The 26,659-nt window shown below is 64.4% G+C and carries 23 protein-coding genes; 4 read left to right on the top strand and 19 right to left on the bottom strand.

Annotated elements, in window-relative coordinates; all coding sequences use genetic code 11:
- Positions 1 to 123 precede the first annotated feature (123 nt).
- The gene (locus tag CW305_RS19080; RefSeq protein WP_104098635.1) at positions 124 to 2,217 is read right to left on the bottom strand and encodes a PQQ-dependent dehydrogenase, methanol/ethanol family; all 2,094 of its coding nucleotides are present in this window, start codon (positions 2,215 to 2,217) and stop codon (positions 124 to 126) included.
- 83 nt (positions 2,218 to 2,300) lie between these two features.
- On the opposite strand from CW305_RS19080, the gene CW305_RS19085 reads away from it, so the two are divergent.
- Positions 2,301 to 3,281, top strand: coding sequence for an IS5-like element ISPst5 family transposase (locus tag CW305_RS19085; RefSeq protein WP_014820685.1), 981 nt, complete (start codon positions 2,301 to 2,303; stop codon positions 3,279 to 3,281).
- A gap of 551 nt (positions 3,282 to 3,832) precedes the next feature.
- Here CW305_RS19085 and CW305_RS19095 read toward each other — a convergent pair.
- The 8 genes from CW305_RS19095 to CW305_RS19130 all read right to left on the bottom strand — a co-directional run bounded on the left by CW305_RS19095 (position 3,833) and on the right by CW305_RS19130 (position 10,890).
- Entirely contained in the window at positions 3,833 to 4,600 is a 768-nt protein-coding gene (locus CW305_RS19095; RefSeq protein WP_104098636.1) for a lipoate--protein ligase family protein, read from the bottom strand.
- Positions 4,597 to 5,298 (bottom strand): 2-oxo acid dehydrogenase subunit E2, encoded by a 702-nt coding sequence (locus CW305_RS19100; RefSeq protein ID WP_104098637.1) that lies wholly within the window; start codon positions 5,296 to 5,298, stop codon positions 4,597 to 4,599. The genes CW305_RS19095 and CW305_RS19100 overlap by 4 nt, the downstream gene beginning before the upstream one ends.
- Positions 5,299 to 5,300: 2 nt before the next feature.
- Positions 5,301 to 5,534, bottom strand: a complete 234-nt coding sequence (locus CW305_RS19105) for a lipoyl domain-containing protein (protein ID WP_023444395.1) — start codon at positions 5,532 to 5,534, stop codon at positions 5,301 to 5,303.
- A 5-nt stretch (positions 5,535 to 5,539) separates the two neighbouring features.
- Positions 5,540 to 6,562, bottom strand: coding sequence for an alpha-ketoacid dehydrogenase subunit beta (locus tag CW305_RS19110; RefSeq protein ID WP_104098638.1), 1,023 nt, complete (start codon positions 6,560 to 6,562; stop codon positions 5,540 to 5,542).
- A gap of 13 nt (positions 6,563 to 6,575) precedes the next feature.
- A complete protein-coding gene (locus CW305_RS19115) occupies positions 6,576 to 7,646 on the bottom strand; it encodes a 2,3-butanediol dehydrogenase (RefSeq protein ID WP_104098666.1) in 1,071 nt (356 codons plus the stop codon).
- A gap of 98 nt (positions 7,647 to 7,744) precedes the next feature.
- Positions 7,745 to 8,734 (bottom strand): thiamine pyrophosphate-dependent dehydrogenase E1 component subunit alpha, encoded by a 990-nt coding sequence (locus tag CW305_RS19120; protein WP_104098639.1) that lies wholly within the window; start codon positions 8,732 to 8,734, stop codon positions 7,745 to 7,747.
- Between the two features lie 25 nt (positions 8,735 to 8,759).
- Positions 8,760 to 10,337, bottom strand: a complete 1,578-nt coding sequence (locus CW305_RS19125; protein WP_104098640.1) for a GMC family oxidoreductase — start codon at positions 10,335 to 10,337, stop codon at positions 8,760 to 8,762.
- Between the two features lie 49 nt (positions 10,338 to 10,386).
- Positions 10,387 to 10,890 carry a gluconate 2-dehydrogenase subunit 3 family protein gene (locus tag CW305_RS19130; RefSeq protein ID WP_104098641.1) on the bottom strand — a complete coding sequence of 168 codons (504 nt, stop codon included), beginning with the start codon at positions 10,888 to 10,890 and terminating at the stop codon, positions 10,387 to 10,389.
- 395 nt (positions 10,891 to 11,285) lie between these two features.
- On the opposite strand from CW305_RS19130, the gene CW305_RS19135 reads away from it, so the two are divergent.
- A complete protein-coding gene (locus CW305_RS19135) occupies positions 11,286 to 13,217 on the top strand; it encodes a sigma-54-dependent Fis family transcriptional regulator (RefSeq protein WP_104098642.1) in 1,932 nt (643 codons plus the stop codon).
- A 14-nt stretch (positions 13,218 to 13,231) separates the two neighbouring features.
- Here CW305_RS19135 and CW305_RS19140 read toward each other — a convergent pair whose 3' ends face one another.
- Positions 13,232 to 14,752, bottom strand: a complete 1,521-nt coding sequence (locus CW305_RS19140) for a phosphate ABC transporter substrate-binding protein (RefSeq protein WP_104098643.1) — start codon at positions 14,750 to 14,752, stop codon at positions 13,232 to 13,234.
- A 239-nt stretch (positions 14,753 to 14,991) separates the two neighbouring features.
- Here CW305_RS19140 and CW305_RS19145 point away from each other — a divergent pair, with 239 nt between their 5' ends.
- Positions 14,992 to 16,002, top strand: a complete 1,011-nt coding sequence (locus CW305_RS19145; RefSeq protein ID WP_104098644.1) for a zinc-dependent alcohol dehydrogenase family protein — start codon at positions 14,992 to 14,994, stop codon at positions 16,000 to 16,002.
- Between the two features lie 62 nt (positions 16,003 to 16,064).
- Positions 16,065 to 17,000: a class I SAM-dependent methyltransferase gene (locus CW305_RS19150; RefSeq protein WP_104098645.1), complete on the top strand. Its 936-nt coding sequence runs from the start codon at positions 16,065 to 16,067 to the stop codon at positions 16,998 to 17,000.
- Between the two features lie 12 nt (positions 17,001 to 17,012).
- On the opposite strand, the gene CW305_RS19155 is transcribed toward CW305_RS19150, so the two are convergent.
- The 9 genes from CW305_RS19155 to CW305_RS19195 all read right to left on the bottom strand — a co-directional run bounded on the left by CW305_RS19155 (position 17,013) and on the right by CW305_RS19195 (position 26,657).
- Complete coding sequence (locus CW305_RS19155; protein WP_104098646.1) at positions 17,013 to 17,957, bottom strand: ABC transporter substrate-binding protein; 945 nt, start codon at positions 17,955 to 17,957, stop codon at positions 17,013 to 17,015.
- Positions 17,954 to 18,787 (bottom strand): ABC transporter ATP-binding protein, encoded by an 834-nt coding sequence (locus CW305_RS19160; protein WP_104098647.1) that lies wholly within the window; start codon positions 18,785 to 18,787, stop codon positions 17,954 to 17,956. The genes CW305_RS19155 and CW305_RS19160 overlap by 4 nt, the downstream gene beginning before the upstream one ends.
- Positions 18,787 to 19,833 carry a FecCD family ABC transporter permease gene (locus tag CW305_RS19165; RefSeq protein ID WP_104098648.1) on the bottom strand — a complete coding sequence of 349 codons (1,047 nt, stop codon included), beginning with the start codon at positions 19,831 to 19,833 and terminating at the stop codon, positions 18,787 to 18,789. Before CW305_RS19165 ends, CW305_RS19160 begins: the two co-directional genes overlap by 1 nt.
- A gap of 2 nt (positions 19,834 to 19,835) precedes the next feature.
- On the bottom strand, positions 19,836 to 20,870 hold the full coding sequence (locus CW305_RS19170) for a FecCD family ABC transporter permease (RefSeq protein ID WP_272867656.1): 1,035 nt from the start codon (positions 20,868 to 20,870) through the stop codon (positions 19,836 to 19,838).
- Between the two features lie 54 nt (positions 20,871 to 20,924).
- On the bottom strand, positions 20,925 to 22,913 hold the full coding sequence (locus tag CW305_RS19175) for a TonB-dependent receptor domain-containing protein (RefSeq protein ID WP_104098649.1): 1,989 nt from the start codon (positions 22,911 to 22,913) through the stop codon (positions 20,925 to 20,927).
- 64 nt (positions 22,914 to 22,977) lie between these two features.
- Positions 22,978 to 24,117 carry an MFS transporter gene (locus CW305_RS19180; RefSeq protein ID WP_425444920.1) on the bottom strand — a complete coding sequence of 380 codons (1,140 nt, stop codon included), beginning with the start codon at positions 24,115 to 24,117 and terminating at the stop codon, positions 22,978 to 22,980.
- Between the two features lie 335 nt (positions 24,118 to 24,452).
- Positions 24,453 to 24,905 (bottom strand): DUF305 domain-containing protein, encoded by a 453-nt coding sequence (locus CW305_RS19185; protein WP_104098650.1) that lies wholly within the window; start codon positions 24,903 to 24,905, stop codon positions 24,453 to 24,455.
- Positions 24,906 to 25,112: 207 nt separating this feature from the next.
- A complete protein-coding gene (rloA3, locus tag CW305_RS19190; protein WP_104098651.1) occupies positions 25,113 to 25,634 on the bottom strand; it encodes a retropepsin-like aspartic peptidase RloA3 in 522 nt (173 codons plus the stop codon).
- A gap of 54 nt (positions 25,635 to 25,688) precedes the next feature.
- A complete protein-coding gene (locus CW305_RS19195) occupies positions 25,689 to 26,657 on the bottom strand; it encodes a LysR family transcriptional regulator (RefSeq protein ID WP_104098652.1) in 969 nt (322 codons plus the stop codon).
- Positions 26,658 to 26,659 lie beyond the last annotated feature (2 nt).

Here is a 26,659-nt window from a genome sequence, read left to right on the forward strand (position 1 = left end):
TACCGTTAGCCGCACTGCCTGCGGGCATTCACGGTATTCGCGTGCGTTTCTGCTCAGTGGTAACGCCTGGCTATGTAGGCGTTATTGGTTCAAGTGTTTAGTTGGCGATTGAACGTGGCCGGTTTAATGTCCGCCGCCAGACTTCACACCATCGCGCGCTTGCCGACGAACAAAATGGCGAATGCTTTCCAGCTCTGCATCTGTCAAATCTGGAAACTTGGGCATGCCGTTGGCAAGTAACGCGCCACCGCGCACAACACTCTCGAACGCCTTCTCACTGCCTTTGAGCAATATCGGCGACTCCCGCAGATCGGGTGCTTTCATACCCGCAACAGCTCCGGCGCCATGACAGCCAACACAGAGGTTCTCCGCAAAGACACCCGCGCCTGCCTCGGCCTTTTTGGCATCGACCTCAAACTTCTCATCGATAATTGGCTTGGCAAGTTGCGGTGCAGGCTGTTCTGGAATAACCGCTTTTCCGTCAAGCGAGAACGTCATGATGCGGCGTTCATGCACACCATATTTCCAGCCGTGGCTTTCAAATCCCAGTTCACCCGAGCCGCCGAAGTTGGAGGCCAGTGCACCACCAGGACCCACGAGCAGGGAAACCATCTGCTTGCCATCCAGCTTGTAGGTAATCGGTGGCGCAGAGATACCGAGGCCTACGTCATAGGACCAAAGTTCATCACCAGTGCGGGCATCGTAGGCTTTGAGCATTCCATCAGGCTGGCCCTGGAAAACCAGGTTTCCGGCTGTGGTCAAGGTTCCGCCACCCCATGGGCTTTTCTGATTTACTTGCCACACACGCTTGTTCCTGACCGGGTCCCAGGCCTGCAGGGAACCGCGTGACTCGTGTGGGTCCTTGGTCAGTTCCCAACCGGTCAGCCCCAGGTAAAGTTTGTGGTTCGCCATCTTGTGGCCAGGCTTCGTGTTCTTGCCGTCGTCCTTGAAGGTGTTGCCCAGATGGTTGGTGGGGATAAAGGCAAGATTCAACTCGGGGTTATAGGACATTGCATGCCACGAGTGAGCGCCGAATGCCGACGGATAGATATTCTTCTCGCCATCGGGATACCTGGCATCGTCCGCAACAATATGGCGCTGCTCTTTCAGGTCGTACTTGGTTGACCAGTTGGCGTCAGTGAATTTTTCAGCGGACAGCACCTTGCCGTTCGAGCGGTCAATCGTATAGAAGAAGCCGTTCTTCGGCGCATGCAATACGGCATCAACATCCTTGCCATCGACTTTCAGATCGGCCAGCACGATGTCCATGTTCGAGTTGTAGTCCCAGGTGTCGCCTGGTGCAGTCTGGACGTGCCATTTGTATTCGCCCGTATCCGCATCTACAGCCACGACAGAACACAGGAACAGGTTGTCGCCGCCGTCCGGGCTGCGCACTTTGATATTCCATGGCCCACCGTTGCCTGTCCCGAAGATGAGCTGGTTGTATTTCTCGTCGTAAGTCCAGCCATGCCAGGCATTACCGCCGCCGCCGTTTTCCCACCACCGGCCAGTCCAGGTTTTGGCGGCCATTTCCTGAGCGGCGTCTTCGAATCCATCTGCGGGATTGCCAGGGACGATATAGAAACGCCAAACCTGTTTACCCGTTTCAGTGTCATAGGCGGTCACATAACCGCGCATCGGCCCAAGTTCTGTTCCGCCATTGCCTACAAATACCTTGCCATCGAAGGCCTTGGGATGACCTGTGATATTCAACGGCTGGTCGTGATCGAAGGTTCGGGTCTGCCAGACTTCCTTGCCGTCCTTTCTGTTGATTGCAATCAGGCGGCCATCCCATGTGGCGATGAATAACTTGTCCCCGTATGTTGAAAGGCCTCGGCTGTGCTTCCAGAAGACCTTCTTCATGTTGTTGTCGATGATCTCTTTGGAAACTTGCGGATCGTATTCCCAAAGCATCTTGCCCGTGCGTGCATCGAATGCACGTGTTCTGTTCATTTCACCAACGTAGTACATGACCCCATCGACGACCAAAGGTGTTCCGACGATATCGGAGCGATCCGGCAGCGGCGCGTACCATTCAGGCTTGAGCCCGCTGACGTTCTCTACGTTGATGTCTTTGAGGGGGCTGAATCGCTGTTCGGAGTGTGTTCGCCCGTAAGCCAGCCAATCAGTGGTGTTCGATTCGTCAGACAGTTCCTTGTCGGTAATGACTCTGTCTGATGCGTGCAGTGGCGTGATCGCAGGAAGCGAGGCGGCCATGATTATCTGTACCCTTAAGGATGGTCTGAAAAAGACTTCCCGAATCTGGTGAAATACGCCGATCCCGTTGCCCGAGTTTCCCGATGAAGCAAATGACCTTCGCCGACGCCGAGTACGCCGGCAAGCGCAAGCAGACCCGCAAAGAGTTGTTCCTGATCGAGATGGATCAGGTGGTGCCGTGGAAGGGTTTGATTGCCCTGATCGAGCCGCACTACCCCAAGGGTGAAGGTGGTCGTCCGGCGTATCAGCTGATGGCGATGCTGCGCGTACATTTGATGCAGAACTGGTTCGGCTACAGCGATCCAGCGATGGAGGAGGCGCTGTACGAGACCACAATCTTGCGCCAGTTTGCCGGGCTGAACCTAGAGCGTATTCCCGACGAAACCACCATCCTCAATTTCCGTCGCCTGCTGGAGAAGCACGAGTTGGCGGCCGGGATTCTGGCGGTGATCAATGGTTACCTGGGCGATCGGGGCCTGTCGCTGCGCCAGGGCACCATCGTCGATGCCACGCTGATCCATGCGCCGAGTTCGACCAAGAACAAGGACGGTAAGCGTGACCCGGAAATGCACCAGACCAAGAAGGGCAATCAGTATTACTTCGGCATGAAGGCCCACATCGGCGCGGATGCCGAGTCTGGCCTGGTGCACAGCGTGGTGGGGACGGCAGCCAACGTTGCTGACGTTACCCAGGTCGACAAACTGCTGCATGGAAAGGAAAACATGGTCGGCGCCGACGCGGGTTACACCGGCGTAGAGAAACGCCCGGAACATGAAGGCCGGGAGGTGATCTGGCAGATTGCGGCCCGCCGCAGTACGTACAAGAAGCTGAGTAAGCGCAGTGCGCTGTACAAAGCCAAGCGCAAGATCGAGAAATCCAAGGCCCAGGTGCGCGCCAAAGTCGAGCACCCGTTCCGGGTGATCAAGCGCCAATTCGGCTACGTGAAGACACGCTTCCGTGGCCTGGCGAAGAACACCGCGCAGTTGGTGACACTGTTCGCGCTGTCGAACCTGTGGATGGCGCGCCGACATTTGCTGACGAATGCAGGAGAGGTGCGTCTGTAATGCGGGAAATGGCCGGCGCGAGGTGCTCGCGCCGGCTATAAATCCGGAAAGAGGGGATGATTTGATCGTTTTTTAGCCGAATCACCGTTTTGAAATCGGCAAGGGCTGGAGTCAGCCAGAAATACCTGACTACTTCAGACCATCCTTAAACTCGACTGTTTGAATTTCATTTTTATTATTTCCTTGTATGGGGTTGTTTCTCGTTTCAGGCATTCCTTAAACGAGCGACCGCTGCTAGAACTCTTCTGATATTGGTTTTATTGGCAAAGCGGCTTCCACTGCTGCGCGCTGTAATGGCGAGCAACATGGGTGTGCGTATATCACTGCTTTTGGATTAGTTATTTAAACTTCTATAACTAGAAATCCGGTTTGGTTGCGTGTGGGTTGCCTGCGCTAATGACGGTAGCGTCGCTGCGGTAACGCTCCGCAGAGCGTCGCTGTACATCGTCCTAACAGGGTGTTGCTGCGTTGGAGCGGGTAAGGGGTGGGATGGCTCATGGTGTTTCCTCCGATGCATGGCCGGCCCGGATGGCCTGCCGTGTTGTTTTTATTCAAAGCAAGGGGGAGTGCCGTCCGACGGCGAGGCCTTCGGGCGGATAAGTGCTGGCGCGGGCACCGAGTTCCAGGCCCTGCCAGGCGAGGACGCGCTGATAGCATTCGGGCAGGGATGTGGCGGTTGCCCAGGTATTGGCCAGTCGCTCGGCGAGCGCCAGATGGCTCGCGGCCTGGCAGCGCAGGTCGCTGGCGCAGGCGTGGTAGAAGCGGTTCACCACGTCAGCCATGGGCTCGCGCCAGTCTTCGATCAGCAGCGCGGCGTGAGCCAGCACCACGGGGCGACCGTCACGGCTGCGCCGCCAGCGCTGGGCGGTGCCGGCCAGCTTGCGGCCCTCCAGGGTGAGGTTGAAGCGGCCGTCGCAAAATGCACCCGGCACCGCGCCCACACCGGCCTTGAGGCCGTTCTCCGCCAGCCACAGCGCCAGGGGTTCGAGCAGCCTTTCATAGGCGATGTCGATGCGCTTGCCGACCTCGTCACCGGCCGGCAGGGCGCAGGCCAGGGCGATATTGAGCACCGCCGACGATTGCGGCACCGGCTCGCCGCCGGTGTCGCGCAGCAGGATCGGCCAGCCCTGCGCCGCGCAGCGTTGGCTGGCCAGGGCGAAACCGGGCCGGCGCTCGAAGCTGCCGGGCATCACCAGCGCCTGGCCGGTGGGGCGCCAGAGCAGCAACTGGCAGTCGAACAACCCGTCGCAGACGCGCTGCAACAAGGCCCGCTCGGCATTCAGGCCAGCGCCCACACTGAACCGGGCGATGCCGTTCATGCCGCGTACTCCTCGATACGCCGGCATAGATCATCGAGAAACTCTGCCGCCGGCGAGCCGTTGACGGCGCGGTGATCGAAGGTCAGCGACAGGCCCATCCACTCGACTTCCACCAGCTCGCCGCTGGGCCCGAGTTCCAGCCGCCGCTGAATGCCGCCAACCCCCAGGATCGCCACCTGCGGCGGGTTGAGGATCGGCGTGAAGTGGTGCACCCGCGACAGCCCCAGGTTGGAGACGGTGAAGGTGGCGCCGGTCAGCTCCTTGACCGACAGCTTGCCGGCCAGGGCCTTGTCTACCAGCGCCTTGCGCGCCAGGCACAGGCTTTCGCCGTCCAGCTGTTCGGCGTCGAACAGCGCCGGGGCGACCAGCAGATCGCCCGGCAGCGGGATGGCGAGGCCCAGATGCACCGCCACGTGCTGGTGGATCACGTCGTCCTCCAGCGTGGCATTGAGCCCGGGATGGGCCTGCAGCGTCTCGATCACCTTGAGCAGCAACAGGTCCTGCACGGATACCGCGCTGCCCTCGGCCTTCAGCTCGGCGCGGCGGGTCTTCAGCGCATCCAGCCGGCATTCGCTGTGGTGGGTCAGCTGCGCGGTGGTCTGCAGGCTTTCGTGCATCTTCGCCGCGATCATCTTGCGCATGCCCTTGAGCGGCACCCGTTCGGAAGCGCGCTCGGGCAGGATTTCCAGTCGAGTCATGGCTATTCCACCTGGCCGATGACCGCACCCTTGGCGATCACCGCGTCTTCTTCCTCGATGATCTTCAGCACGCCGGCAGCCGGCGCCTCGATCTCGAACTGGGCCTTTTCCGACATGACCTCGGCGACCAGGTCACCGGCGGCCACTTCGGCGCCGTCGCTGACCAGCCAGGAGGTGATCACCGCTTCGGCGTCGCCTTCCCAGAGGTCGTCTGCAATCACGATGGGGGTACTCATAAACGTCATTCCTTATGCATGGCGTGATAGGCGGCCACGATCTTGTCCGCGTTGGGCAGGGCCCATTGCTCCATGACCGGGGTGAAGGGGATGGGGATGTCGGGGAAGGCCACCCGCTGCGGGCGGGCCTTGAGCATGCCGATGTCGTGCTCGACCACGCTGGCGATGATTTCGCCGCTGACGCCGAAGCTGTGGTAGTCCTCGTCGATCACGATCAGCCGGCCGGTCTTGCGTACCGAGGTGATGACATGTTCGCGGTCCAGCGGCACCAGGCTGCGCAGGTCAATGACCTCGGCGCTGACACCGTCCTTTTCCAGCTGCGCGGCGGCGCGCAGGGCGTGATGCACGCCGGCGCCGAGGCTGACCAGGCTGACGTCGCGGCCTTCGCGCACGGTGTTGGCCTTGCCGATCTCGATGACGTAGGGCTCTTCCGGCACTGGCACCGTGGCGCCTTTCTCGGTGCCCAGCCAGCCCATGCCCTGCAGCGACTTGTGGAAGAGGTAGACCACCGGGTTGTCGTCGCGGATGGCCGCGGTCATCAGGCCCTTGGCGTCGTAGGCGTTGCTCGGCACCACCACCTTCATGCCCGGCAGGTGGGCGAAGGTGCCGTAGAGGCACTGCGAATGCTGGGCGGCGTCCGAGTAGCCGGCACCGGTGGAGGCCATCAGCACCATGGGCACCGGCACCTTGCCGCCGGAGAAGTAGGTGTTCTTGGCCATCAGGTTGTAGATGGCGTCCATGCAGACGCCGAAGAAGTCGACGAACATCAGCTCGACGATCGGCCGCATGCCGTCCGAGGCAGCGCCCACCGCGGCACCGATGAAGGCTGTTTCGGAGATCGGCGTGTCGCGGATGCGCGTCTTGCCGAACTCTTCGTACAGCCCACGGGTGTTGCCGAACACGCCGCCGAGCTGGCCGATGTCCTCGCCCATCACGAACACCTTCGGGTCCAGGCGCATCTCCTGCGCCACGGCTTCGGCCATGGCGCGGGCGACGGTGAGCTTTCTTTCCTTTACTGCTGTGGTCATGGGGTTCTCCTGCTCAGCCGGCCAGTGCGGCGGGGCTGACGATGATCTTGACGTTGCGGTCCTTGTGGTTGGCCAGCTCCTCGAAGCCCTGCTCGAGGATGTTGTCCAGCCCGATGCGACCGGTGATCAGCGGGGTGACGTCCATGCGGCCGTCAGTGATCAGGGCGATGACGTCGGCGAATTCACCGGCGTAGGCGAGCGAGCCGATCACCTGTTTCTCGGTGGCGACGATCTCGAAGAAGTTGAATTCCGAGGGCTCCTCGAAGATGCCGACCATCACGCAGCGACCAGCCTTGCGGATCACGTCGATGGCGAGCTTGGCGGTGGCCTTGTGGCCGATGCACTCGAAGGAGACGCCGGCGCCGTAGCCGCCGGTGAGCGCCTTGATTTCGGCGTTGGCGTCGCACTCGCTGGGGTCGATGACCCGATTGGCACCGACTTCCAGCGCCTTGGCCTTGCGCGCGGCGGACATCTCCAGCGCGATCACCTGGCCGGCACCAGCGGCCTTGGCGCACATGATGGTGCACAGGCCGATGGTGCCGGCGCCGACCACCACTACGGTTTCGCCAAGCAGGCTGCCAGCCTTCTTCACCGCGTGCATACCAACCGCCAGTGGCTCGATCAGCGCGCCGGCTTCCATTGGGAATCCTTCCGGCAGGCGGTAGAGCAGCTCGGCCGGCACGTTGACCAGTTCGGCGAAGGCCCCGTTGTTCATCAGCCCGGTGAAGGCCAGCTGCTCGCAGAGGTTGTACTGGCCGGTCTTGCAGAAACGGCACTGGCCGCAGTGCTGGCAGGCGTCCGCGGCGACCTTGTCGCCGAGCGCGTAGCCTTCGACGCCTTCACCGGTGGCGACGATCTCGCCGCAGAACTCGTGGCCGAGGATGCATTGGCCCTTGATGCCGGTGAGCGGGTGCGGCGCGTCCACCGGAATGAACACCGGGCCGGCGAGGTATTCGTGCAGATCGGAACCGCAGATGCCACACCAGTGCACGCGGATCTGCACCCAGCCCGGTTGCGGCGCTCCGGGCAGCGGCACCTGTTCCAGGCGGATGTCCTTGCGACCGTGCCAGACGGCGGCGGTCATGGTGGCTTGGCTGTTCATGGTGGTATTCCTCTTGTTGTTCTGCTGTGTCCGCGTTTCGCGAGCAGGCTCGCTTCTGCGGTCGTCGGGGCTGACCTGCGCTACACGAAGACCTTCTCCAGCGCCTCTTCGGGACGCGGATAAGGGCTCTCGCGGGCGAACTGCACCGCTTCATCGATGCGCCCGCGGGCGCGTGCGGCGATGTCTTCGGCCTGCGCTTCGCTCATCACTCCTTCGTCGATCAGGCGTTGGCGGTAACCGGGGATCGGGTCCTTCTTCATCAGGCCGTCCTTCTCGCCTTCGGGGCGGTAGGTTTCGCCATCGCCCATGAAGTGGCCGGCCAGGCGATAGGTCTCGATCTCGATCAGGGTCGGGCCGCCACCGGCACGGGCGCGCTCGATGGCTTCACCGGCGGCGCGGAACACGCCGTCCGGGTCGTTGTTCTCGACGAACACACCGGGCATGCCGTAGGCCGCGGCGCGCACGTGGTGCTGCGCGATGCAGGTAGCGCTGGCCTTGGCCACCGAGATGCCCCAGGCGTTGTCCTCGATGACGAACACCACCGGCAGCTTCCACAGCGCCGCGAGGTTCAGTGTTTCGTGGAAGGCGCCCTGGTTAGCCGCGCCCTCGCCGATGAAGGAGACAGCCACGCCGGGCTTGCCCTGCATCTGCCGCGACAGCGCCGCGCCGACCGCCGGGCCCATGCCCTCGGCGATGATCCCCGAGCAGGAAAAATTCACCCGGCCATCGAACAGGTGCATATGCCCGCCGCGCCCGCCGGAAAGACCGGTGGCCTTGCCGAAGATCTCGGCCATCATCTCGTTGAGGTCCACGCCCTTGGCCACGGCGATGTGGTGCGGGCGGTGGGTGGCGGTGACGATGTCGCCGGCCTCGAGGTGGGCGCAGACGCCCACGGCGCAGGGTTCCTGGCCGTTGGAAAGGTGCATCTCGCCGGGGATCGGCCCCTTGGCCATGTTGAACACCGGCGTCTTGCCTTCCATGTAGATGCGCTCGATGGATTCCTCCATGTAGCGGCTGGTCAGCATCTGCTCATACATCCACAGGCGCTGCGAGTTGTTTGGCTGGGTCATGGGTGGACTCCCTTGTAGTGGCGGGTCAGATCGCGCGTTCGTTGAGCAGACGGCCGATCTGCTCGGCCTGGCGCAGGGCCAGCGCGACGATGGTGAGGGTGGGGTTCTGGCCGCCGCTGGTGGTGAACTGGCTGCCATCGGAGATGAACAGGTTGGGTATGTCATGGCTCTGGCCCCACTTGTTCACCACGCCGTCACGCGCCTTGGCGCTCATGCGGTTGGTGCCCATGTTGTGGCTGGCCGGGTAGGGCGGCAGCTCGATGATGTCGGTGGCACCGGCGGCCTCGTAGCACCTGGCGGTGGCGGCAACGCCGTGCTTGCGCATGGCAGCATCCATCGGGTGATCGCTCTTGGTCACTACCGGGATCGGCAGGCCGTACTGGTCCTTTTCGCTGTCATGCAGGGTGATGCGGTTGCTCTCCAGCGGCAGGTCCTCGCCACACAGCCAGACGCCGGACATGTGGTTGTACTTCTCCATCCGCGAGGTGAACTGCTTGCCCCAGCCCTTGGGTGTGGGGTCAAGGAAGGCGGAGAGGAAGGGCAGGCCGAGGGCGAGGATTTCCAGCCGGTAACCGCCGACGAAACCGCGCGACGGATCGTTATAGGACTCGTCGGAGATCACCCCGGCGCAGGTGGTGCCGCGGTGCATGTTCACCGGCTTCGGCATCACGGCGAAGATGCCGGCGGTTGTGTGGGTCATGTAGTTGCGCCCGACCTGGCCGGAGGAGTTGGCCAGCCCGTCGGGGAACATCGCCGAGGCGGAGTTGAGCAACAGCCGCGGCGACTCGATGGAATTGCCCGCCACGCAGACCACCCGGGCCTTCTGCCGCTGAATGGTGCCGCTGGCGTCGGCGTAGACCACGGCATTAGCGCGGCCCTTGGCGTCATGCTCGATGCGCAGCACCATCGACTGCGGGCGCACTTCGCAATAACCGCTGGCTTCGGCGCGGGGAATGTCGGTGTAGAGCGTCGACCACTTCGCGCCCATCTTGCAGCCCTGCATGCAGAAGCCGAGCTGCTGGCAGGCGGCGCGGTCGTCATAGGGCTCGGTGTTGATCGCCATCGGCCCGGAGAGGATCTCCTTGTAGCCTACCCGCTTGGCGCCGGTGGCCAGCACCTTGAAGGAGTTGTGCCACGGGTGATAGGCCATGCCGGTGCTCGGCCCGGTCACGCCCATGTGCTTCTCGGCCTTCTCGTACCAGGGCGCCATCTCGTCCAGCGTCACCGGCCAGTCGAGCAGGTTGGCGCCGGCGATGACGCCATTGATGCTCTGCATCTTGAATTCGAAGTCGCGAAAGCGCAGGGCGATGCCGGCCCAGTGCACCGTGCTGCCGCCGACGCCCTTGACGATCCAGGCGGGCAGGGTTGGATTGTTTTCGGTCAGGTGCCAGCCACCGGCGGCCTGGCGTTTGTCGAGCCAGGAGATCTTCTTGAACATCGCCCACTCGTCGTTCTCGATGTCCTCCAGCGTGTGGCGCTTGCCGGCTTCCAGCACCACGCTGCGAATCTTCTGCTTGGCCAGCGCGTTGGCGAGCGTCCCGCCGCCGGCGCCGGAGCCGATGATCACCACGACGCCATCGTCATCCTGGGCAAAAGTTGCCATGGGGTATTCCTCATCTTGTTCTTGTTGTTATCCCGCGTGGGCGGGGTGTTCAGAGCCAGTTCAGATCGTTGAAGCCGCGGTTGACGTAGCCGCCGTATTCCCAGGACGAACCCTCGTAGCCGAACAGCGGGAACAGCGCCTTGTTGTCGTACAGGCCGAACATCAGGCTGCTGCGCACGGCCTTGAAGAAGGGGGTGTTTTCGATGTCGGTCAGCAGGGCCACGCGCTCGGCCTCGTCGAGTTGTTCGAATGGCGAGCCATGGGCCTGGCGCGCCTGCTGCTGCAGTTCGTCCAGGCCGCGAGCGACCAGGGCCGGCTGCTCGTCCACCAGGCCGAGCAGGGGCTGCACGTAGTGGTGGTCGCTGATGAACTCGTGGGGAAAGACGTCACGGCCCATGCGCAGAAGGCCATCGGGCAGGTCTGGCAGGCGTTCCTCGGCGAGCAGGTTCACCGGGATCAGTTGCGACAGGCTGAATGCCAGCAAGGACTGGCCGGAAATGGAAAGAAAACGTCGCCGGTTTAGCGTGCCGTGCGGGCGAGCTGAATCGTGCATGACATAGCTCCTGATTATTACCGGCAGTTCCGTGGTGCTCGGAATGCTGGCGATCTTGTTATGCGAAGAGTTTGTTCCGCAAAACAGTAGGAGCAGTTGTCATGCCAACTTTCAGTGAGGGCTTAAGGTTTTGGCAAGCGATTGATAAATATGATTTTTTTGTAACTTGATGGCGCTGTTGTATTTAATGTGTAAAGCGCTTTGGGCGTTACACCTGTAAAGCGCTGTAAAGCGTTTTACAGTACGGCGACAAACAATATGAACAGACAAAGTGCTTCTAAAGTTCAGGCTGGTCTGTGCGGTTCTATGGTTTATCCTTCGTTTATTGCAAAACAATAAAGCGTTTCGCTGGAGTAGCCCGCCTCGGTCTGGCGCGAGCACTTCGAGGAGGAGGCATGAATCTGCTATCCGGTCCGGTCAGCCATATCGACGCGGTGCTTTCCCTGGCCAATGCTCCGCACCTGCCCGGTGATCGTGATCCGATCATCGCGCGCTCCTGGCATCGCTGTGTGCACGACTACGGCCTGGATCCGGCGCGACCTGCCGAAGCCCGTTTCGTCCCGCGGCAGGTGCTGCGCGAGCATCAGGATCAGGCCGACGAGCTGATCAATGTCGCCCGCGCCGGGGTGGAGCAGCTGTACCGGCAGATCGCCGAGCTGGGTTACGTGATCCTCCTGACCGACAACCGCGGTATCGCCGTGCAGTTTCTCGGCGACCCGGCAGACGAAAAGGCGCACCGCAAGACCGGTCTGTTCCTCGGTTCGGACTGGGGCGAGGACCACGCCGGCACCTGCGCGGTCGGCACCTGTATCAAGGAGCAGCAGGCGCTGACCTGTCACCAGCAGGATCATTTCAGCGTCTGGCATACCAACCTCACCTGCACCGCGGTGCCCATGTTCAACCCGCACGGCCAGCTGCTGGCAGTGCTGGATATCTCCGCGCTGCATTCACCACCGACCAAGGATTCCCAGACCTTCGCCCTGCAGCTGGTCAAGCAATACGCGCGGATGATCGAGGATGCCTATTTCATGCGCGTCTATCGCGAGCGGCCGATCCTCTGTTTCGACGGCTCCCGCGAGTTCGTCCTGATCAACCGCCGCTATCTTCTGGCGCTGGGTGACGATGGCGAGCTGCTTGCCGGCAACACCGCCGCTCGCGGTCTGCTGGCCAAGCACGGGCTGATGATGCCGGGCCCCTTTGGCACCCCGGCGCAGGCGCGTATCGATCAGCTGTTCGATTGCGAGCTGGGCGATGTACTGAGCATTCCCTACGCCAGTCACGACCAGGTCCGTGCCTTTCGCACCCATCGCCACCAGCTGTTCTTCGCCGCCTTGATGGAGCCGCGTCGCCGTGCACCGGAGCCGGCCGAACGCAGCGCGCCCGGCGGGCACTCCGCCCTCGATGCGCTGGCTGACGACGACCCGGTGATGCGCAAGATGCTCGCCCGCGCCAGACGCCTGTGCAGCGAGCCGCTGAACGTGTTGCTCAATGGCGAGACCGGGACCGGCAAGGAACGGCTGGCCAAGGCGCTGCATGAGAGCGGCTGCCGGCGCAGCAAACCCTTCGTGGCGATCAACTGCGGCGCCATGCCCGAGTCGCTGATCGAAAGCGAGCTGTTCGGCTACGCCCCTGGCACCTTTACCGGCGCGCGCAGCAAGGGCATGCGCGGACTGATCCAGCAGGCCGACGGCGGCACGCTGTTCCTCGATGAAATCGGCGACATGCCGCTGCACTTGCAGACCCGGCTGTTACGGGTGCTGGCCGAGCAGGAAGTGATGCCGCTGGGTGCCGAGAAACCGGTGAAGGTGGATATCCGCGTGGTGGCCGCCAGCCACCGCGACCTGCGGCAGATGGTCGACAGCGGGGCGTTTCGCGAGGACCTGTTCTACCGCCTGAACGGCGCGTCGCTGAAGCTGCCCCCGCTGCGCGAGCGCGCCGACAAGGGCTTTCTCATCGAGCGGGTGTTCGCCGAACTTGCCGAAGGCCGGCCGGGCAATCCGCACCTGCGTGGCGATGCCATGAGTGCGCTGCTGGCCTACCCCTGGCCGGGCAACATCCGCGAGCTGCGCAACGTATTGCAGTATGCACTGGCAACCTGTGAGGGTGATGAGATCACCGTGCAGGATCTGCCTGACGAGTGCCTGCCGCCGATTCTGGCGCGCTGCCGTCAGTCGTCGGCCCCGTCCGAACCCGAGTCGGCGTCGGCACTGCGCGACCAGTTGCGCCGGCATCGCTGGAATGTCAGCGCGGTGGCGCGGGAGCTTGGCGTGTCGCGCCCGACGGTGTACCGGCGCATGCGCGTGCTGGGTATCGAAGCGCCGGTGTGACCGGCGCCGTGGTGTTACTCGCTGACGGGCTGTTCCGCCGGCGTGGCTTTTTCAGCGGCGATATCGAAGGCGATGCTCCAGTTCTGCAGCGGGTAGGGCTGGTGCACCAGTGCCTTGATATTGGCTTCGGCAGGCATGAGGTCGGGCAGGTATTCGTAGGTCGCGTCGGCGCGCATCGGGTCGCTGTCGCGCAGCTGGCCGGCGCCGCCGACCTCATGGCCCGCGTAGCTGATGCGCGGCTGACCGCTGAGATCGCGACCGGCCCGCAGGCGCACGACGGTGTCGGCGACGATTTCGATGGCCTCGATGGGCACGTCGCCGGTGTCGTCACGCAGTACGAAACCCTTGTTCTTCACGTCGCGGGCCTGGTGGCCGATGTACGGCTGGTCGAACGCCAATGGCGGGTGCGGCACGTGGTAATCGATCAGCACGTCGCGGCCGTCCACCGTGGCCTGGCGCGGTGCGAGCGGGGTCCAGCCCTTACGCTCGATGACGACGCGATGGTAGACCTTGCCGAGCATTTGGCCGAACCAGCGATAGCCGTTCGCCGACAGGTGCACGCCCTTGTCGGTGTAGGGGTAGACCGGGCCGACCAGGTGCCAGCCGGGTTCTTCCTGGGCCAGTTCCCATTGCGCCATGCCGACCGCGAGCGAACCGTCCTTGACCGAGGATTTGGCGTCGGTCTGGTAGCTGAAGAAGGCCGGCATCTTTTCCTGCCCGGCGATGGCCTTGGCGGCGTCGGCGTAGAGGTCGTCGCGCAGCTCGCGCAGTTTGGCCTTGTAGTACGCCTGATCGTTCTTGCCGCCGTTGGTGTGGGAATAGTCGTACTCGCCCTGCAACCAGAAGAACGCGCTGAGGCTGTAACTGGCCTGCTGCGCATCGGCCAGCGCCTTGGCCTGATCGACCGCCTGGGTCACGCGCAGGTATTCGTTGGTGCCGCCGGTTTTCGAGAGCTGGGCAATGGAGCGGCCCGAGGTCGAGGCGTTGCTGGCGACGAACAGGTGATCCGGATCGGTGTCGCGGCCGAGGTGATGCAGATAGAGCCGGCGTGCCATGTTCAGCGCGCCGACTTCCACCGATTCGCCTTCTTCCTGCGCCTGCGGCGCAAGCTTGCCGACCTTTTCTGCATCGAGCACCACGGCCGCGTTGCTCTTCTGCTGAACCACGGCGCGCAACGGCGTGAAGGCCGCTTCGCCCACCGGTTTGAACGCCGCGCCGCTGAACGCAGCCGAGCGTGGCGACTGGCCGAGCATGAGGTTGTCGTAGCGCGGTGCCACCGAGAGCGCTGGCCAGCCTTCGGCGGCGGAGGCGAGCGACTGGCCGTAGGTGATGATGTGGTTGTACTTGCTCTCCAGCGGCTGGGTCAGCTCGTTCGGCTTGGCCAGGAGCTCGGCGGTCAGGCGCTTGTTCTCGGCGTCGCGGGCGGCCAGCTGCGCCTCTGTTTCGGCCGCCAGGCTGGGCGTGGCCAGGGCGAGCAGGAGTGCGGCGGCGAGGGTGCTGAGCAGGATCGTCGGTTGATCAGGGCGATGGGGCATGAAGTTGTTCCGGATGCGCTGGGCAGTTTCGTGCGGCTGCCTGCGGGCGAGCCGTGGACAATTGGCGAACGCGCTTTCGACGATGGCGAAGGAGGTAAGTTCGCGGCCGCCATGTCGATGGCGGATTGGCTATGCTGTCGCGCATTCGAACAGCGATGCGCAGCAGGCTTCGGCAGGTCGAACGATGCCGCTGCCGGCCGTTCCCATGCACGTCATCCCGTTAGCAGAGGAGAATTCCAATGAGCCACAAAGCCATATTCGTACAGCCCGGCGGCGGTTACGACCGGGTCGTCGTTGGCACCAGCGAGGCCCCCAGGCCGGAGGCCGGCGAGATCACAGTGCGCCTGCGCGCCAACTCGCTCAACTACCACGACTTCGCGGTGGTCAGCGGCATGTGGGGCCCCAGCGAGCCGCGCATCCCCATGGCCGATGGTGCCGGTGAAGTGGTGGCGGTGGGTTCGGGCGTGACTGAATTCGCCGTTGGCGATGCGGTGGTCAGCACCTTCTTCCCCGACTGGCTGGCCGGTGAGCCGCTGATCGAGGGTTTCGCCACGGTGCCGGGCGATGGCGTCGATGGTTATGCACGGGAAATGGTCACCGCCCGCGCCACCTCGTTCACCCATGCACCCAAGGGTTACAGCCATGCCGAGGCGTCTACCCTGACCACCGCCGGCCTCACTGCCTGGCGTGCGCTTATGGCCGACGGCAAGCTCAAACCCGGCGACAGCGTGCTGATCCAAGGCACCGGCGGCGTTTCCATCTTTGCCCTGCAGTTCGCCAAGATGGCCGGTGCCACGGTCATCGCCACCTCGTCCAGCGATGCCAAGCTGGAGCGCTTGCGCGAGATGGGCGCCGATCACCTGATCAACTACCGCAGCACGCCGGCCTGGGGCGAGACGGTGCGCAAGATGACCGACGGCCGCGGCGTCGACCATGTGATCGAAGTCGGTGGGCCGGCGACGCTGGAGCAGTCGATGGTGGCGGCGCGCATCGGTGGGCATATCTCGGTGATCGGCATCCTCACTGGCGTTGCCGGCGAGCTGCCGCTGGTACCGGCCCTTGTGCGCCAGTTGCGTCTGCAGGGTGTGCTGGTGGGCAGCCGCGCGCAGCAGCAAGAGATGATCCGCGCCATCGATGCCAACGGCATCCGTCCGGTCATCGACAAGCACTTCGCGGTGGACGATATCGTCGAGGCGTTCCGCTACCAGGAAACCAACCAGCACTTCGGCAAGATCTGCCTGGATATCTGAAGCCTGGCGTCGGCGGCGGCTGCGTTTAGAATGCGCGGCCACGCTGCCGACGATGCCCGCCCATGACACCCGAACCCCTCGCCACCCTGCAAAATCACCTGCTCGACGCGTTGGCCAACGTGCCCGGCGAGACGCGACGACTGTTCCATGGTCGCGGCCGCTGCTATCCGGGGCTCGAACAGCTAACCGTCGACTGGCTGCAGGGCTTGGTGCTGGTGGCGCTGTTCCGTGATCCGGGCGAGGCGGAGCGGGAGGCGCTAGAGCAGATGCTCATGGCGCTGACTGAGACCCCGGCCTGGAAGCAGAGCCAGGCACAGCGCTTGCTGCTGCAGCATCGCTATCTGCCGGATGCACCGACCGAGGCGTTGCTGGGCGATGTGCCCGCGGAGTGGCTGATCAGCGAGAACGGTCTGCGCTACAAGCTCGATCTCGGGCGCAAGCAGAACAACGGCCTGTTTCTCGATATGCGCTACGGCCGGCAGTGGGTGCAGGAAAATGCGCAGGGCAAGCGGGTGCTCAACCTGTTCGCCTACACCTGCGGCTTTTCCGTCGCGGCGATCGCCGGTGGCGCCGAGCACGTGGTCAATCTGGACATGGCCAGTGCCGCCCTGACCCGAGGGCGGGAGAACCATCGCCTCAATGGCCACGATCTCAGCAGGGTCAGCTTTCTCGGCCACGAGCTGTTTAAATCTTGGGGCAAGGTGCGCAAGCTCGGGCCGTACGACCTGATCATCATCGACCCGCCTTCCTTCCAGAAGGGTAGCTTCGCCCTGACCCGCGACTACCAGAAGATCCTGCGCAAGCTGCCGGAACTGCTGAATGCCGGCGGCCAGGTGCTGGCCTGCGTGAATGACCCGGACATCGGCGCGGACTTCCTGATCCAGGGCATGGCTGCCGAGGCGCCGCAGCTGCGCTTCGAGCAGCGCCTGGAAAACCCGCCGGAGTTTCCCGACATCAGCCCCGAGAGCGGGCTCAAGGCGCTGCTGTTTTCGGCCTGACGCTGGGTCGAGTCAGTCCCTTGTGACCGGCTCTGCATCGGCCTTGCCGAGCAAGCGCTCGACGTCCTCGATCACCTGCAGCGCCGCCAGCGGACCGCCGACGGACGTCCACAGCGAGCCGTCGACAGCGCCGAAGCGTTTGCTCTGCAGCGCCGAGAGCTGGCCGAACGCCGGGTTCTGTTCGGCCTGACGCATGGCCTCGACCGCCTCGCCGCTGGTAGCCAGGGTGCCGATCACCAGCCAGTCGGCATCCAGCAGTTCCAGTGACTCCAGGCTCAGTGCCATCGAGTGGGTGTGGCCGGGGTCCTGCTGATGGGCGGGGCGGGTGAGGCCGAGGTCTTCGATGACCGTGCTGGCGAAGGCGTCCTTGAACATGTACGAGGGGCCCTTGGGATTCCAGCGCACGATGCTGAGGGTTTCGCCCTGATGCGTGCTCAGCCGCTCGCGCGCCTTTTCGACCCGGGCGCGGTATCGGTCCAGCACGGCGTTGGCTTCGGCGTTCTTGTTCAGGATCTGCGCGGTGCGCTGCATGGTTTCCTGCCAGGGGCGACCCCAGCTGTAGGTGATCACGGTCGGTGCGATCTCGTTGAGGATCGCCAGCTGCTCCGGCTTTACCGGGCCGGTGAGGATCAGATCGGGCTCCAGTTCGAGCAGGGTTTCCAGATTCGGATTGTCCAGATCGCCGACCACCGGGACGTCCGCCGGCAGCTTGCCTTCGAGGTAGCGCGGCGGTGCAGCCTGGCCGCGGCCATTGATGCTCCCGACCGGGATGACGCCAAGGGCGAGTGCGGTATCCAGATCGATTTCGCTGAGGGTGATCACCCGCTTCGGCGTTTCCGGCACGTTGACGGTGTTGCCCATGGCATCGCTCACCTGGCGCGTATCGGCCAGGGCGGGCAGGGCGAGCAGGCTGGCCAGCAGGGCGGCGGCCAGGTGACGTGGGGTCTTGAGGGTCATTGCATACCTTCCGTTTCGGGGTGTTCTCGGAGAGTGGGTTGCTGGAGGGCACGGGTACGGCGGCGCGGCACGATCACCGGCGCGCCGTCGCCGGGGGCCGGAAGGATGTCGACGTCGGTGTCGTAAAGGCGGTCGACCAGGGCCTTGGTCATCACCTGCCGCGCCGGGCCGATGGCCTGCACCCGGCCGTCGGCCAGGGCGATCAGCTCATCGCAGTAACGGGCGGCCACGCCGAGGTCATGGATCACGATCAGCACCGTGCGCCCGGCCGCGGCGATCTGGTGCACGGCTTCCATCACCTCGGCCTGGTGGCCGATGTCCAGCGCGCTGGTGGGTTCGTCGAGCAGGATCAGGTCGGTGTTCTGCGCCAGGATCATGCCGAGCCAGGCCCGTTGCGCCTGGCCACCCGAGAGCGAGGCGGCGCTGCGTTGCCAGATCGCATCGAGCTGCATCACCGCGCGGGCGCGTGCAACCTGGCGGGCGTCTTCCGCGCTCCACTGGTTGAACCAGCCCTGGTGCGGATGGCGGCCGTACTGCACCAGCTGTTCCACGCGGATGCCTTCGGCCAGCACCGGCCGTTGCGGCAGAAAGGCCAGCTCCCGCGCCAGCGCCTTGAGCGAGTAGCCCAGCAGCGGCTTGCCGTGGATCTCCACGGTGCCGCGTTGCAGCGGCAGCTGGCGGGCGAGCAGTTTGAGCAGCGTGGATTTGCCGCTGCCATTGGGGCCGACGATGCCGATCAGCCTGCCTCGGGGCAGGCTGAACGAGACATTGTCGAGCACGACCTTGTCCTGATAGGCGAAGTGCAGGTTTTCCGCGCGCAGGGCAGTCATCAGTCAGCTCCTCGTCTGTCCTTGAGCAGCAGGCCGAGCAGCAGGATGCCACCGAGCAGCCGCGTCATGATGCCGGTGGGGATTTCCTCGGGCTGGGCGAGCACCCGCACCAGGCTGTCGCTGCCGAGCAGCAATACCGCGCCGCACAGCGCCGACAGCCACAGCGGGGCGAGGTTGTCGCGGGCCAGCCAGGAGGCGAGGATCGGTGCGGCCATGGCGATGAACACCACCGGTCCGCCGATCGCCGTACCCAGCGCGGCCACCACGATTGCCAGGGCGAGCACGCCGAGCTGGACCAGCGGCACCTTCACCCCGAGGTTCTGCGCCGTGGCGTCGCCGAAGCGCAGCAGCGCCAGCGGCCGATTGACCAGCGCCATCAGCGGGCAGAGCAGCAACAGCAGCAGTGCGACGGGCTTGACCGTCTGATAGCTGACACCGGCGAAGTGGCCCCTGGTCCACAGGTAGATGCTGCCCAAGTGAGCGAGGGGTTGCGTCGACATGGCGAAGTCGCCGAGGGCGCCGAGCAGTTCCGACAGCGCAATGCCGATGACGATGAACAGGTAGCCCTGCTCGCCGGGGCGTCGGCACAGGGCGAACAATGCGGCGGCCGCCAGCGCGGCTCCGAGTGGCGACGCCCACCATGGCCAGTTGCCGAGGGTCAGGTAGAGGGCGAAGACGACCACAGCCAGCGAGGCGCCCTCGTTCACACCGATCATGTCCGGTGTCGCCAGGCGGTTGCGTACCAGGGTCTGGATCAGGCAGCCGGCCATGCCCATGGCCAGCCCGGCGATGATCGCGGCGGCGACCCGCGGCAGGCGAATCTTGAAGAGCATGATTTCCTGCAGCCTGCTGCCATTTCCGGTGAGGGTGGCGATGACGTCGCGCACGCCGAGATGGCCGCTGCCGAGGCTGGTCGCCAGGACGGTCAAGCCCAGCAGCACCAGCACGAGCAGGGTGAACATCAACCAACTGCGCCGATGCAGCAGCAGGCTGATGCCACCGAGGCGCAGCGTCCAGACGCCGGAAGGTGTGGGGATGGAGGTCATGGCTACCTCACCGTCAACAGGGAACGAAAGCCGCCGCGCAACACGATGGCGATCAGCGCCGGCGCGCCGAGCGCGGCCAGCAGGGTGCCGACGGGCAGTTCGTACGGCTGTAGCAGCCAGCGCGAGAGCACGTCGGCGGCGAGCAGGAAGAGCATGCCGAACAGCGTGGAAAACAGCAGTTGCCGCAGCAGTGCCACCGGCTCGATGCGGCGCGCGCAATAGGCGGCGAGAAAACCGAGAAAGCCGATCGGCCCGGCCAGCGAGATGGCGCAGGCGGTGAGCAGGGTGGATGCCGCCAGCACGCCGAGGCGCACCCAACCGGTATGGATGCCCAGCGCGCGGGCCTGGCTATCGCCCATCTGCATCAGGGTCAGCTGACGGCAGAGCAGCGTCGCCAGCACCAGTCCGAGCACGGCCAGCGGGCTGACCGTGCCGACCGCATCGAGGCTGGAGGCCGATAGCGAGCCGAGGTTCCAGAAGCGGAATTGCTCCAGCGCCACCCGAGTGGAGAGCAGCAGGAAATTCGCCAGACCGCCGAAGATCGCGCCGAGCGCCACCCCGGCAAGGATCAGCTTCAGCGGGCTGGCCTGACCCAGCATCAGGCCGACGCCCAGCACCAGCAGATTGCCCAGCAGGGCGCCGGCGCCGGACCAGAGCAGGTAGCCCCGGGTCGACTCGACGCCGAAATAGATCAGGCCGATCACCAGCCCGAGCACCGCGCCGGCATTGACACCGAGCAGGCCGGGTTCGGCCAGGGGATTACGTGTCGCGCTCTGCAGCAGCGAGGCGGCGATTGCGAGGCTGGCGCCCACCACCAGCGCGGCGAGGGTGCGCGGCAGCCGCAGGGTATCGACGACCATGGCCAGTTTGTCGTCGGCCACATAGTCGGGCTGGCCGAGCAGATAGCCGAACACGGCGTCGGCACCATACACGCCGGCACCGGTGGCCAGGGACAGAGTCAGCAGCACGAGCAGAAGCCCGCCGCCGGCAATCAGCGTGGCCTTCTGCAACGCTGGCATCGTTGGATCAGTCCGCATGGTTCACTTCGCGTCTCCAGGTGAACCCGGCGGCCCGCGCCGCCGGGTGGGGCGTCAGATGTCGTAGGCGAAACCGACGAACAGCGTGCGACCCATGAGGATGTTGTCGACGGCCTGAGCCACCTCGTCGCGCTTCTCGTTGGTCAGGTTGTTGAGCCCGCCGTTGAGTGTCAGCTGCTTGGTGGCCTGGTAGCGGGCACCGAGGCTCAGGGTGTGGAAGGCGCCGGTCTCGAACGCCCCGGAACGCGCCACGTCGTACAGGTACTGGCTGCCGGTGTACTGGTAATCCAGGTTCAGGCCGAGCTTTGGCAGCGCCTGCCAGTCGGCACCCAGGTTGGCGATATGCTGCGGCGAGTTGCGGATCGGCTCGTCGGTGTCGCGATCCCTGGCGTCGGAGTAGGTGTAGTTCGCGCGCAGGCCGATGCGGTCGCTCAGCAGGTAGTTGCCCTGCAGCTCGTAACCCTTGATCCGCACATGGGGCTGGTTGTAGGTGGTCAGCACCGGGTCGGCGGCGACGATCTGGCCGTTCACCCGAATCAGCCGCGTCGTTTCGGTGCTGATCATGTCTTCGATGTCGGTCTGGAAGAACATGATGCCGGCCTGCAGGCGGTCGTTCTGGTAGAAGGTGCCGAGCTCGTAGCTGGTGGCGGTTTCCGGCTTGAGATCCTCGTTGCCGACCGTCACGCAGTAGCCACGGCAGGCGATTTCCACGTAGGTGGGATCGGATTGGGCAATGCTCGGCGCCTTGAACGACTTGCCCACGCCGCCCTTTATTACCCAGCTGTCGCTCATGTTGTACACGCCGTAGGCGCGCGGGCTGAATTCGCTGCCGTAGCTTTCGTGATCATCCCAGCGGGCGCCGAGGGTGATATCCAGCTGTCCCAGGGAGAACTCGTCCTGCAGGTAGAGCGCCTGCTGATCGATCTCTATCTCCGAACCGAGGTTGTTGCTGTGGCTGAGTTCGGTGCGGCGCAGTTCGCTGCCCAGGGTCAGCAGGTGGTTGCCGAGGAACGCGGTCACCTGGCCGTCGACCGTATGGTTGGTCTGGTTGACGTTGCTGAAGCGACCGCCGCGCAGGTCGGTCATGACCTCGGAGTCGTCCATAAGATCGACGTCTTCGTAGTAGTAGCGGACTCGCGAGTTGAAGCCGTCCCAGCTGCCGTTGTGGGTCAGGCCGAAGGCGCTGCGTTCCATCTCCTGAACGTTGGTCGGAAAGGCGAAGCCCGAGTTGCTCCAGGTGCCCTTGCGGTCGTCCTCACGATGGCTCAGGTCGAGGTCGATGCTCTGGCGCTCGTCTAGCAGCCAGCTCAGGCTGCCGTAGGCGCTGGCGTTCTGGCGTTTTTCGGCGGCATCGATCAGGGGCGACGTAGTCTGGTCCGAACCCCAGGCAGCCTGGTCGGTGCCCTCGACGATCAGGTTGCCGAGCAGCTTGTCCTCGATCAGCGCGCCGCTGATGTAGCCGCTGGTCTTGTGGCTGTCACCGGAATCACCCTCGGTCGGGTGCTCGTAGCCGTAGGCGATGCCGGCCTTGGTGTCGGCGGTCGGTTTACGCAGGATCACGTTGACCACGCCACCGATGGCATCGGCGCCGTACAGCGAGGACATCGGCCCGCGGATCACCTCGATGCGCTCGATGGCGGCCATCGGGATCGAGGACAGATCGAAGTCGTTGGCGTAGTTGGAGACCAGGGCTTCACGCGAGTTGATGCGGCGGCCGTTGACCAACAGCAGGGTGTAGTCCGAATCCATCCCGCGCAGTCTGATTTCCTTGCGGCCGTAGGTCGACGACGGGCTGATGTACACCCCCGGCAGGTATTTCACCGCATCGGCGAGGTTGTACACCGGCAGCTTGTCGAGGTCGTCACGGGTGACCACCGACACGCTCGCCGGCGCGCTGAGTTCGCTGTGGGCGGTCTGGGTGGCGGTGATGACTTCGTTCTGCAGCGTGACCGGCTCGCTGGCGATGGCGAGCATCGGAAGGAGTGCGCCGAGTAGCGTGAGCGGCAGGTGACGGGGACGACTGATGGTTCTTACAGAAGGCATTGCAGGCTCCATTGCGGTTTGATCGATGCGGGATGTAAGTCTCATCAGGCGTGCGGCTGCAGGTTCAGGCCCTGCTTGTGGTTGTAGGTGTTGGCAGGTGTCCATGGCGACGCAGGGCGGCGAGCAGTAACAGCAGGGTTGCGCCTGCGATCAGGGTGAGGACCACGTGGAAACCTGCGAGGTGTTCGAAACCCGTCAGCTCGCCATCGGCAGCCGTACCCAGGTAGGCGGCGGAGGCCAGGCTGCCGAGGCCGGCGGCAACGTTGCTGACGGACCCGTGCAGCGCCATGAACGCGGCGCGTTGATGGGGCGCCGGAATGCTCGCGGCGACCGTCGTGGTGCTGCTGGTGCGCAATGTGCTGAGTGCCATGAACAGGCTGAACACCAGCAACAGCGGCAGTGGAACCAGCAGGGCGAAGCCGAGCAGCGTGATCAGTGCCAGCAGGCCGCTGCTGCTCAGGACCAGCCGGCGGGCGTGGCCGCGATCGATCCAGCTGCCGCCCAGACGCACGGCGGCCAGGCTGGCCAGCCCACCGCACAGGTAGAGCACGCCGATGTGTTCGCGGGCGAAGCCGAGATTGAACTGGAAGAATGCGGAAAAGTGCGGCACCAGCAGGAAGTGGCTGAACATCTGCAATGCGACAAGCGCCAGTGCCCCCAGGCACAGCGGTGAGCGCAACAGCGGGCGCAGCGCTCCTGGCGGGCGTGGGTGTGGTTGCGGACTGGGGAAGAGGATGTGGCAGCCAAACGCGAGCGCCAGGCCAACCGCGGCAATGCCCAGCATCGGCGCGCGCCAGCCCAGCCAGCGCGCGAGTTCCAGCGCCAGAGGCGTGACGACGATGGCGGCGAGGGAGAAACCCATCGCTAGGCGGGCGAGCTGCCGGCCCCGTTCGGCTGGCGGGATCAGATCGAGCAGGCTCGCCATCAGCACCGCGCCCAGGGGGCCGGCGACGAATGCGCTGAGCACGAAGAGCCAGGTCAACTGGTGCGCATCGGAGGCACCTGCGCAGGCGCCGAGCAGGGCGAAGCGCAGGACGAGCAGGGCGAGCAGCACCGGCTTGCGCTCGAAGCGGTCCAGCCAGGCAGCACTGAGCGCCGAGCCGAGGGCGGCTGCCAAGGTCGCGGCGCCAGCCAGATACCCAATGCGGTCGGCGGGCATGTCCAGTTCGCGGACGAAATCCGGGCCGAGCGGCATGATCATCATCAGGCTGCCGATCGATAGCATGCTAATCAGTGTGGCCAGCTGAACAGCCGTTTTTATTTGTCGATCTGCATCCATGTACATAACGCCGCTGGGTGAGGCGGTGCATCTTATGCAGCTATAAACTCGAATTCAAATGCAAATCGTTATTGTTTGTCTGTGGTGCGAGAGATTGCATTGGATGGCGGCGCGTTATGGGGCGGAATAGCGGAGATGGCGCGCGGGGCTTCGATACCATAAGACCGCGCGAAAGCTCCCGAGATGAACTTATATCGGAGGTCGGCTGCGCCGCCTGAGCAGGCGGCGCCAGCGATCCGTGCTGTACGACCTGCCCTGGTTCAGTCGCGTGCCTCGAGGTCCTTGATCAGCGCCTTCATCTCGTCGATCTCACGGCGTTGCGCCTCGATGATGCTGTCCGCCAGCTCGCGCACCCTCGGGTCCTGGATATCCGCCCGCTCGCTGGTGAGGATGGCGATGGAGTGGTGCGGAATCATCGCTTTCATCCACGACACCTGGTCCACCGTCGCCTGGCTGCGCACCAGCCACAAGGACGCTACGAACACCAGCGCGCTACCGGCGAAAATGGCGATGTTCACCCCACGCCGCGGATACATCTTCAACATGAACGCCAGCATGACGATTGCCATGGTCGCGCCCATGATCAGCGCCATGTAGGCGCGGGTTTCGCTGAACAGGATGTGGTCGGTCTGGAACACGTTCAGGTACATCAGGCCGAACATGACCAGCGTTGAGGTGGCAATCATTGCGCCGAATTTGGCGTAGGGCTGCATAGGCGTGCTCTCCTCTGGCGATGACTGGTGGGGCGGCAACTCGCCAGCCCTTACGGTCATCTCGACAGCCCTCGGTCGGTGCCGTTCATGTGGCTCGGCCAGGGTAGTGGTGGCACTTGCTGGCCAACTGCGAGGCTTCGCTGGGCGGCCAGCAGCGCAATGCACCGCGGGGCCTACTCGCCGCGGTGGTTCAGCGTGCGCCGCGGGTCAACGAGTGGCCAGCTCTTCGCAGCTGGGCTCGATGGTGAACGTGCGCGCCGAGTCGACCGGGCCGAGCTTTTCCAGGGTGCGGCGGCCGAGCAGTACGGGGTAGTGCATTTCATCGCGGTCCCTGAGCGAGAACTGCTCCTCGAGCAGGCGATCGCCGATGCACACCTTCATCAGCACGACCGGTCGATCCTCTTTGCCGCCGGCGCCACGGACGGTCAGTTCACGGTGCAGTTTGCGCTCGATGCGCGACTCGACCAGCTTGTCCCGTTCGACGTCATTGAGGTCCAGATCGAAGCGGACCCATTCTTCACCGTCCCGCTCGAAATACTCGATGTCTTCGGCATGCATCGACGAAGTCAGCGCGCCGGTGTCGAGCTTGAACTTCACCGTGACTGCCTCGGGAAGCACCTTGCCACGCTCCACCCAGCCGAGCGGCGTGCCACTGGCGGCGAGGGAAGGGAGGGCATGCAGGGACAGCAGCAACGCGGCAGGTATGGCCAGCAGTCGTGACGATTTCAATGGCAACTCCGGGATAGTGGCTTCGCACAATAGAGCGAAATCTTCCGCGGATGTTCAGCGCGCCGTGGTTTCGACGCTGTGGCCGCTCGGCGATCGGTTGCCCTGAGCCGCTTCGCGCTCGCCGATCTGTTCGCTCAGGGCACGAACGAAGGCATCCACCGCGACCGGCAGGTAACGCGAACTGCGTACGTACACGCCGAGGTCGCTGAATACGGCGCCGCCATCGTTCAGCGGTACGTGCACCAGCGTGCCGCCGGCCAGCTCGGCCTCGATGCCGATGCGCGTCTGGAAGGCGACCCCGGCACCGCGCTTGGCCATCTGCAGGGCCAGCTCCACGGAGCTGGTTTCCAGCGGCGCCTTGTGCCGCGGTCGGGTGCGCGCCAGCAGCGGCGCCAGCAGGTGATGGATGGACAGATCGCTCTTGGCCAGGATCAGCGGATACTCGGCGCAGGTGGCGAAGCTCACCTCGGCGCGCTCGGCCAGCGGGTGTGCGGGAGGCACGATGGCGCCGAGGCGGAAGTGGCCGACGCCCAGTTGCTGCAAATCTGCGGTACGCGGCAGGGCGAAGGCCAGGCCGATGTCCGCCTGGCCACTGATGACAGCCTCGGGAATCGCCTGCGAGCCGAGGCTGGTGACGCCCACGGTGACTCGTGGATAGCGCTCGCGCAGCCGCTCCAGCACACCGGGCAGCAGGTCGGTGGTGACGCCGGAGACCGTGGCGATCTCCACATGGCCGGTGCGCAGGCCCTGCAGCGCGTCCAGTTCGGAGCGCACACGCTCGGCGTCCTGCAATACGACGATGACATGGCGGGCGAATATCTCGCCGGCGGCGGTCAGCCGCAACCCGCCGGGCAGGCGTTCGAACAGGGGCGCGCCGATCTCGTCTTCGAGCTTGAGAATCTGCCGGTTCACCGCCGACGACGCGACGTTGAGCCGGCGCGAGGCCTCGCGAATCGACTGGCAGCGCCGCACCATGTCGAAGTAGTGGATGGCCGGGGAGTGGATGCGTAGCTTGCGGGCCACGG

Source organism: Stutzerimonas kunmingensis, from assembly GCF_002929225.1.
Taxonomy (GTDB): Bacteria; Pseudomonadota; Gammaproteobacteria; order Pseudomonadales; family Pseudomonadaceae; genus Stutzerimonas.